Origin of the sequence: Ferroglobus sp., from assembly GCF_015521575.1 — an archaeon.
Classification (GTDB): domain Archaea; phylum Halobacteriota; class Archaeoglobi; order Archaeoglobales; family Archaeoglobaceae; genus Ferroglobus.
In genome coordinates this window covers 1-8,798 of sequence record NZ_WANY01000168.1, presented here as the reverse complement: position 1 = coordinate 8,798, position 8,798 = coordinate 1, and the positions used below count along the sequence as shown (strand labels likewise).

The window sequence follows — 8,798 nt, the reverse complement described above, 5'->3', positions numbered from 1 at the left end:
CTTAAGTATCGTTTATAACATAAATTACAACATGGAATTGTGTTTCCAGCGTGTTAGGAGGTGTTTGCCTTGGTGGATGTGACATCAGTAATTGCACTTATCGTAACTGGGCTAATTGCGGGGACGCTGGGAGGATTGCTGGGGATTGGAGGATGCGTAATCATGCTACCCTCTCTCGTATTCTTATTTAGATACCCTCTGCCCGTTGCAATTGGAACGACAATAACTGCGGTAATCCTAACCGCCACTTCCGGAGCGATAGGGCACATAAGGATGAAAAACGTCGACTATTCTACAGCTAAAGTTGTTGCTGTAAGTGGTGCTGTTGGCGCTGCTGTGGGCTCAGTAATTTTCTTCTACATAGCGAGTCAACTTTGGTTGCTAAACTTCATTCTCGGCTTTGCGTTCCTTTACGTCTCGATTAGGATGGTATATGAAGGAATTGTTAAGAGAAAAATGCCAGAAAAATCTGGCAACGTCGTTCCCGGCTCAAAAGTGGCAAAAGCTACGATAGGATTCTTTATAGGAATTATCACGGGTATCGTTGGTCTTGGGGGTGGTTACGCTTTAGTCCCTTCGTTCATATATTTGTTAAGTTCCCCGGTAAAGATTGCGGTTGGTACTTCATTGGCTTCATTCATCAGCATGGCAGTCGTGAGCGGAGCGTTCAAACTTTATCAGGGTGTCGTTGACGTAATAGCTGCGATCTGCTTGGGTGTGGGAACGATTATCGGCGCACAGATCGGAGCAAGGCTCACGAAAATCGTTCCAGCTTGGGCAATCAAAGCAATATTTGGCTTCGTCTTCCTATACGTCTCGCTGAAGTTCATCTGGCAGGGGTACGTCAGTCTCGTATAACCCTTTTTATTCTTTTTGAAATCTTCCATCGTCCCTTAAGCTGTGTAACTTGTTTAAATTTCCCTCAAGCCATCCCACTCTATCAACTACTCTCACGTCAAATTCTGGGACGTAAGGTTTAATATCCAAAAGAGGTGTTCCATCCACTATGTCAACATCTTGGATGTGCAAAATGTTTCCTTCAATTTTGATTAATCTTACAACTGAAATACCAATAGGATTCGGTCTGCTTGGAGCTCTCGTTGCGAAAACACCCCGCATTTGATCATCCATAAACGGCTTTACTTTCAACGAGAATTTTTTAGATAGATGAAAATGATAAATCAAAATAATATGAGAGAAACCATCTAAGTCTTTCAAACCTTCAGCGTACTCTGGGAACACTTCAACTCTTCCGTGAACGCCTTTAGCAGCTGTGGGTTGGATAGGGGTTCCTTTTGGCTCTTTAAATGGAGTATATATAATTCCTATCGGTCTATACCGAATCTCCATCATTGATTAAATCTCTAAAAATTACTTAAATCTTGTCTGAAGGTATTTACGTTTGAAACCTCTTGTTTTTCTTTGAAAAGTACTTCGAGACAAAGATAACAACCAAAAATCTTATTATGAAATTATTTTCCACTAATTTCGGTGATTTTTATGGAGGAGATAAGAGAGATTGCTTCAAAATTCGAAAGAATCAGCGCCCACTCCCACATTAAAGGATTGGGACTGGACGAGAACCTGAAAGCGAAAGATGTGGCTGATGGACTTGTAGGGCAGAAGAAGGCAAGAGAGGCGGCTGGAGTAATAGTTAAGCTGATAAAAGAAGGAAAAATGGCTGGCAGAGGAATTCTCATCGCCGGACCCCCAGGAACTGGAAAGACTGCTATAGCAGTTGCCATAAGTAAGGAGCTTGGAAAAGACATTCCCTTCGTTCAGGTTTCGGCAAGCGAGTTTTATAGTGCGGAGATGAAAAAGACTGAAGCGCTAATCCAGACGATGAGAAAAGCAATAGGAGTGAGGATAAAAGAGAGGAGGGTCGTTCTCGAAGGAGAGGTAGTTGGACTGGACTACAACATGGTACCGAATCCCTACAACCCCACTCAAAAGATTCCAGAGTCGGCAACGCTCACCCTCGCCACGAAGAGTGAAAAAAGAACTTTCAGCATAAGCGGAAGGTTAGCCTTGCAGTTCATGTACCAAGGGATAGAGGTAGGAGACGTAATAATGATCGACAAGGAGACTGGAAGAATCGTTAAGCTCGGAAGGAGCGAGAAAGCTTCGAAGAAGTACGACATAGGAGGAGAGGAGGTTGTAGAAGTTCCCTCTGGAAGCGTGGAGAAGGAGAAGGAGTTCACATACGTTGTAACACTGCACGACCTCGACGAGGCTAACGCAAGAAGAAGCAGTATATTTTCGTTATTCTCCGGAGAGAGCCGAGAGATAGACAACGAGATAAGAGAGGCAGTGGATGAGCAAGTTAAAAGATGGGTGGAAGAAGGAAGAGCCGAGCTCGTTCCGGGAGTGCTGTTTATAGACGAAACCCACCTAATGGACATAGAGCTGTTCTCCTTCATGAACAGAGCGATGGAGTCCGAAATGGCACCGATAATAATTCTCGCTTCAAACCGAGGATTTGCGAAAATAAGAGGAACCGACGTTATAGCACCTCACGGAATTCCCTTGGACTTGCTGGACAGGCTGCTGATAATAACCACCGAACCTTACACTGAGAGCGAGATAGAAGCGATAATAAGAATCCGAGCTTCGGAGATGGGAGTAGAATTAAGCGACGATGCTTTGAGAAAGTTGACAGAATTAGGAGTCAAGTTCAGTTTAAGATATGCCGTGCAATTGCTTGCCCCAGCCAACGAGTTCGCCAAGTTGAGAAATTCGGGTAAGATAGATGTCGAAGATGTCGAAAGGGCTGCCGAGCTGTTCGTAGATGTTAGTACGAGCTCCTCATATCTGAAGAAATGGGAAGAAAAGATGTTAACTTCCTGATTTTACAAAACTTTTTTATCGGAGAAATTGTAAATAATTAATTAGGTGAGCATTATGGCGCTGGATGCAAACAAACTCGTTATTCGTCCCCTGCGACAAGAGGATTTTGAGGAAGTCGTTAGAATCGATTCAGAATACACGGGAGAGAGGAGGGAGGAGTACTATAAAAGACTATTCAACGAGATTCTTAACGCTGAGCACGCTATAATAACTTCTCTTGCAGCCGAATACGACGGTAAACTTGTTGGATTTATAGCCGGAACTGTTTTCTCGGGAGAATTCGGTATTCCCGAAAATACGGCATACATTACAACGATGGGAGTCGACAAAGATTTCGTGAGGATGGGGATAGGAAAGGAGCTTTTTAAGGAGTTCGTGAGAAACGTCAGAGCTGCGGGAGTGACGAAGATCTACACAATCGTCGACTGGGAAGAGAATTGGGATCTGCTCAGCTTTTTCAGAAGAGCGGGATTCAAGCCGTCGGCAACGAAAATCTACTTGGAAATGGAAGTTCCCTAAATTCGAGATCGTTAATTTTTAAAATTTACAATGTAATAAGAAAAACCTTTTAAACTTTACATTGTAAAGTTTGTTTATGATTGCCCAGTACGGCTATAGGGATGGATCTGGAACATATTACATCAGCATAGACACGGATAAATGCGATGGTTGCGTTGATTACGAAGTGGCTAAGTGCGTTGAAGTTTGTCCAGCTGGAGTTTTTGAGGTCGTTGAAGAGGATCCAAACGATCCTCTGAGAGATGAGCCCGTTGCGATAGTTAAGGAAGAGCACAGAAACAAGCTTAGGTTTAGCTGTGCTCAATGTAAGCCGGCAAGCGGATACAAAGTCGAGGATTTGCCTTGCGTTAAAGCTTGCCCGAACGGAGCGATATCTCATAGCTGGTAGCCATGTGGAAGCGAGCCTTCACGATTGAAAGGGATAGGGCGAAGGAGTACGTAGAACTTTACGAGTCCATGGGTTACGAAGTGAAGGTAGTGGATGCTAAGAGTTGTGACAGGGAGTGCGGAGTTTGCTATCTTGGCGGAGACTACGTGGAGATCTGGATAAGGAAAAAGGATGAAGAAGACGATGAACTTTACGAGGACTAACCAAAATAAACGAGTGTCGCTCCGAGGACAGTTAAAACAACACCGAAAACCGTCCTCAACGCTATTTTTTCGAGAGATTGAATGAAAAGGATGGAGAAGAAAGTCGTAAATATTGGGTAGAGATTCGAGAGCGGAACAGCGATAACCACGGGAGTCGTGCTTAGGGATAGGAAGTAAAAGTACGTTCCGATGAAGAGAGCTGTTCCTGAGAGAAATAAATAGGGGGATATTTTTTCGGGCTTCACCCTTCCTTTGTAAGCGGAGAAAACGAAAAGAGCGGAAACCCCAGAAAGAAGGGAAATCAAATTGCTTAAAGATACGCTTTCCTCAATTATTCCCACCTTCACAAAGATAGCAGCTAATCCGTACATAAAGCCTGCCGCTAAAGACAAAGCCAATCCCTCTCTTCTTATATCCTCCGTCGTAAACACGTACAGCCCGAAAATCATTAATGCGCTTCCAAACGCGACTAAAAAAGTTGGTTTTTCCCCAAGAATGATCATTCCGAGGATTGCCGAGAAGAATATTCTCGTCGACGTTCCTGTATAAGCTCTCGAAGAGCCGATGTAATGAACCGAGAAATACGTCATCGTCCTTCCCATAAACTGCTGTATCAACCCAGCTAAAGCGAGAAAGAGGACGTTTTCGAAGCCGATTGTTAGATTTTTTGACAATGTTCCGTCGGCAATAACAAGAAAAACGAGCCAGAGCGTGTTAACGGTTAGAATGAACAAAGTGCCCGAAAGAGGGTTTACATCTTGAAGAGCCTTCCTCACAAATATTCCGTTCAACCCCCAGAAAACCGAAGACAGCAAAGCGAAGATCTCTCCGAACACTTTTCGAAATCATTCGGATATATTTAAATATGTTTCTTTACAGCATCACGTTTATATATCAATAAAGCTTAACAAAATTCATGGACTTTGACTTAAGAACACCGATAGTTAAACTCGACAAGACAAGGAAGGCAATTTTGAGGGAAAAAATAGCGGACCCCGACATAACAACAAGGAAGCTCAGCGAGGTTTTAAAGGAAAAATACAACATAAGCCTGAGTCATGCGAGAGTTGCAGAAATAATAAAGGAGATGAAGGAGCAGGAGATATTTAGAGAGACAGTGATTCCGAACGAGAATTACTTCATTTTCGCTTTCATGGAGATGAGCTTCAACAACGAAAACTTTGCAGAACACTGGAGGAGAACATACGAATATCTCGTTTCCTCCCCAAATGTGGTTTTGTTTTTCACAACCGACGGAATTATGAGGTGGAAAACGCTGATGGTTTTTAGAAGTTTTCAGGAAGTTTCGAGGTGGGTGCACCACTTTCTTAAAGAGTACGGGGTTCTAATCCAAGATCTCGACTTGCAGATAATCTACAGAATCTTGAAGTTCCGCTTCGATGAGTCGTTGCTTGACGATGTCATATCCGAATCTCCTGATACAATGTAAAATCTAACCGCTTATTTTTCCACCATTATCCAGAAAACTTTAAATACCTGTTTTACAACATTAGGTTAAACAGCGGTAAAAGTTGACACTAACGGATCGGGGGGATAGAATGGGAGAAAACGTGGAAAACTTACCTGAGATTAGGCAATTCAAGGAATGGTTCGAAAAGAGGCATGAATATGCGAAGAAATGGAAGGAGAAAACCGGGGGGAAAGTGGTAGGGTACTTCTGCACCTACGTGCCAGAGGAAATTCTCTACGCAGCTGGAATACTGCCCGTGAGAATTCTTGGAAGTCACGAGCCGGAGAGTATTACCCGTCCGTATCTGCACGATATGTACTGCCCCTTCTGCCACGACACGTTAGCTCAAGGGTTGCAGGGGAGGTACAATTATCTTGACGGAGTCACTATCGCTCAGTCTTGCTTGCACATGAGGCAGTCTTACTTTAGCTTTGCTGACAGAGTCGAAAACATAGAGTGGAGCTACTACTTGCCCTTCCCTCACGGCGTGAATAACCCGTACGCTGCAGATTACGCAAAGCACGAGTTCGAGAAGTTCAAAGCGGCTGTGGAAGAGTGGACAGGCACAACGATCTCGGACAAAGACCTTGAAGAGGCTATTCAGGTTTACAACAAGAACCGCGAGCTTATGATGAAGGTCTTCGAATTCAGAAAGGCTGACGATCCAAAGATAACTGGATTGCATGCGATGTACATGGTCGTTTCTTCCCAAGTTGTAGATAAAGCAGAACACAACGAAGTTCTTGAAAGCTTGGTTGAAAAGTTGCCCGAGGTTGAGAGTGACAGAGAAGTTGGAACGAGGTTCATGCTAATTGGAAGTGAGGATTACGACGAGGAGTTGTTCAAGCTCATCGAATACGGAATGGACTATCCAGCCACTTTTGTGTTTGAGGAGAATTGTACTGGCTCAAGATACTTCTGGGGAACTGTAGAAAACGGAGATGATAAGCTAATGGCTTTGGCAAGGAGGTATGTCTACAGAGTTCCGTGTCCGGCTAAAGATTGGGCGAGGGGAGACTTCTTCGGAAGAAGAAGGTTCCAGTTTATAGAGAGAGTGATAAAGGACTGGAACGTTGAAGCCGTAATTATAGCCCAGATGAAGTTCTGCGATCCTCACGAGCTTGATATTCCTTCGCTGAGAGACATGCTCGACAAAATGGGCGTTCCTCATTTGCACTTGGAGCTTGATTTAACACAGCCCGTCGGTCAATTCAGAACGAGAGTTGAAGCTCTAATCGAATCGATGGGTGAAGAAGATCTTTACATCTGAGGTGATGATCGTGACGGAAGTTAAGGTTAGACCGTTTGAGTGTTGGGACGATTTCAAGAAGTATAGAATGGAGTACTACAAGAACTACCTTGAAGCTAAGGAGAAAGGCGGAATCAGATGGGCTGGTTCAGCTTGGGCTTTCGATGCTGTGCCAGCCGGATTGGGAGAAGACGTTTATCCGCTAACCGGCGAACCTTACGGAGCGACATGCGCTTTCTTCAGAGACTTCTCCTACAGAGCTCTTGAAGCTATAGAGAGAAAAGGTGCCGCAAGAGACCTATGTGGATACATGAGGAACTACTGGGGAAGCATAGCGATGAACAAGTACCTCCTTGCCGATGGAACCGAAGTCGAGCCATTCCCCAAGCCCGACTTCAACTTCACGATACACATCTGCTGCACCCATGCGAAATGGTATCACTACGCCGCTGAACTTGAAGGAGGTGTGCCAACCTACGCTGTTGATATTTCGGTCGGTCCGGGTTACTTACTGGACGACAAGAAGATCGAATATGTGGTCAGACAGCTTGAAGATGCAATTACCTGGATGGAAAAGATTACGGGAAGGGAGTACGATGACGAACTTTTGATCAAGGCTGTTGAAAACGAAGCTAAGTCGATGACGCTCTGGGCTAAGATCTGCAAGCTCAACCAAGCCACTCCAGCCCCGATGGAAGAGAAGAGCATGTTCTCCTTCTACGTCCTAACGCTTCTTAAAAGAAGTGACGAGAAAGTTGTGAAGCTCTATGAGAAGCTGTACAAAGAAGTGGAAAGCAGAGTAAAGAGAGGCATAGGTGCTTTAACCTACGAGCAGTTCAGGTTCGTGACTGACAACCCACCGCCTTGGCCATTCCTGAAAGTTTACAGGTACTTGGAACAAACGTACGGAGCTGTATCTGTCGGAAGCATCTACACCTTCGGATTGGGAGGGGCTTGGAAGTGCATGGACGAAAAGGGAGAAAAGTGGGTCTGGGAGCCGGCACCAACGCCAGAAGAGGCGGGATTTGAAATCCATGACAGAAGAAGTGCTCTATGGTGGACTGCGATGTTCAACTTAAAGTACAGAGCTTCCTGGCAGCACGAGTATTCCCACTGGATAAGGAAGCTCGAAACCTACCAGATGATAAAGGACTGGAAGGCTGATGCAATAATAATGCACCTCAACAGAGGTTGCGAACTCTGGAACATGTCAACGCTCGAAGTGAGAGACTACTTAGTTAAGCAAGGGGTGCCGGTTGCAACTTACGAAGGGAACATGGCCGATCCGAGAGAGTTTGACGAGGCGAGAACTTTTAATGTCATAGATTCATTCATGCAGAGTTTGGGTGTAGAAAAGCTTGCGTGAGGTGATGCTATGTTTGTTGGGGTAGATGTCGGATCTAAATACACGAAAGTCGTCGTGATGAACGAAAATAAGGAAGTTCTCTCCTATGTTATCACGAGAACCGGGACAGATTTAAAGCAAACCTCCAGTTCAGCTTTTGAGGAAGCTTTGAGCAAAGCTGGGGTAAGCAAGGACGACGTTAAAAGAATAATAGCCACCGGCTTCGGAAAAATCGCCGCTCCCTTTGCTGATGACGAAACAACTCAAGTTATTTCCGCTGCAAAGGGAGCTTACTACGTAAGACCATCGACGAGAACGGTAATTGAAGTTGGAGCTGAAGAAAGTAGAGCAATAAGCTTGGACGATAACGGAAACGTTAAAGATTTTGCTTTAGCAGATAAATGCGCAGCCGGAGCCGGATCATTCGTGGATGCGATGGTTCGCTATTTAGAAGTTACTCCGGAAGAGTTCGGGAGGCTTGCGTTGCAAGCGACGAAAAGTATTCCGATGAATGCTCAGTGCGTCATATTCGCCGAATCTGAAGTTGTTTCTCTCCTCCATGCTAACGTTCCGAAGGCTGAGATTTCGAGGGCCATTCACGATGCCATAGCAGACAGAGTGGCTTCAATTGCAAGAAGGCTCGAAATTAGGGACGACGTTCTACTAATAGGTGGATTAGCTAACGACATAGGATTCATCGACGCCATGAAGAGAGAGCTTGAAAGAGAGGTTTACGTTCCAGAAAACTACCCGCCGGAAGTCGTTCCAGCTATAGG

Annotated in this window: 11 protein-coding genes; 9 read left to right on the top strand and 2 right to left on the bottom strand. The window is 44.8% G+C overall.

Annotated features, from left to right (window positions below):
- Positions 1-72: 72 nt before the first annotated feature.
- Complete coding sequence (locus F7C14_RS06905) at positions 73-858, top strand: sulfite exporter TauE/SafE family protein (RefSeq protein WP_290901263.1); 786 nt, start codon at positions 73-75, stop codon at positions 856-858.
- Positions 859-864: 6 nt separating this feature from the next.
- On the opposite strand, the gene tsaA is transcribed toward F7C14_RS06905, so the two are convergent.
- The gene (gene tsaA, locus F7C14_RS06900; protein ID WP_290901261.1) at positions 865-1,350 is read right to left on the bottom strand and encodes a tRNA (N6-threonylcarbamoyladenosine(37)-N6)-methyltransferase TrmO; all 486 of its coding nucleotides are present in this window, start codon (positions 1,348-1,350) and stop codon (positions 865-867) included.
- 150 nt (positions 1,351-1,500) lie between these two features.
- Here tsaA and F7C14_RS06895 point away from each other — a divergent pair, with 150 nt between their 5' ends.
- The 4 genes from F7C14_RS06895 to F7C14_RS06880 all read left to right on the top strand — a co-directional run bounded on the left by F7C14_RS06895 (position 1,501) and on the right by F7C14_RS06880 (position 3,957).
- Complete coding sequence (locus tag F7C14_RS06895; RefSeq protein ID WP_290901258.1) at positions 1,501-2,847, top strand: RuvB-like helicase; 1,347 nt, start codon at positions 1,501-1,503, stop codon at positions 2,845-2,847.
- Positions 2,848-2,901: 54 nt separating this feature from the next.
- Positions 2,902-3,366, top strand: coding sequence for a GNAT family N-acetyltransferase (locus F7C14_RS06890; RefSeq protein WP_290901256.1), 465 nt, complete (start codon positions 2,902-2,904; stop codon positions 3,364-3,366).
- A gap of 76 nt (positions 3,367-3,442) precedes the next feature.
- Positions 3,443-3,754: a ferredoxin family protein gene (locus F7C14_RS06885; protein WP_290901254.1), complete on the top strand. Its 312-nt coding sequence runs from the start codon at positions 3,443-3,445 to the stop codon at positions 3,752-3,754.
- Between the two features lie 2 nt (positions 3,755-3,756).
- Positions 3,757-3,957: a hypothetical protein gene (locus tag F7C14_RS06880; RefSeq protein ID WP_290901252.1), complete on the top strand. Its 201-nt coding sequence runs from the start codon at positions 3,757-3,759 to the stop codon at positions 3,955-3,957.
- On the opposite strand, the gene F7C14_RS06875 is transcribed toward F7C14_RS06880, so the two are convergent.
- Positions 3,954-4,793 carry an EamA family transporter gene (locus tag F7C14_RS06875; RefSeq protein WP_290901250.1) on the bottom strand — a complete coding sequence of 280 codons (840 nt, stop codon included), beginning with the start codon at positions 4,791-4,793 and terminating at the stop codon, positions 3,954-3,956. The two genes, F7C14_RS06880 and F7C14_RS06875, sit on opposite strands and share 4 nt — an antisense overlap.
- 80 nt (positions 4,794-4,873) lie before the next feature.
- Here F7C14_RS06875 and F7C14_RS06870 point away from each other — a divergent pair, with 80 nt between their 5' ends.
- From F7C14_RS06870 to F7C14_RS06855, 4 genes are all read left to right on the top strand, one after another.
- On the top strand, positions 4,874-5,407 hold the full coding sequence (locus F7C14_RS06870; RefSeq protein ID WP_290901248.1) for a winged helix-turn-helix domain-containing protein: 534 nt from the start codon (positions 4,874-4,876) through the stop codon (positions 5,405-5,407).
- A gap of 109 nt (positions 5,408-5,516) precedes the next feature.
- Positions 5,517-6,698: a 2-hydroxyacyl-CoA dehydratase gene (locus F7C14_RS06865; protein ID WP_290901246.1), complete on the top strand. Its 1,182-nt coding sequence runs from the start codon at positions 5,517-5,519 to the stop codon at positions 6,696-6,698.
- A gap of 4 nt (positions 6,699-6,702) precedes the next feature.
- Positions 6,703-8,043 carry a benzoyl-CoA reductase, bzd-type, subunit O gene (gene bzdO, locus F7C14_RS06860; protein WP_290901244.1) on the top strand — a complete coding sequence of 447 codons (1,341 nt, stop codon included), beginning with the start codon at positions 6,703-6,705 and terminating at the stop codon, positions 8,041-8,043.
- A 9-nt stretch (positions 8,044-8,052) separates the two neighbouring features.
- Positions 8,053-8,798, top strand: a 746-nt coding sequence (locus tag F7C14_RS06855; protein WP_290901242.1) for an acyl-CoA dehydratase activase, incomplete at its 3' end; no start/stop codon positions are given.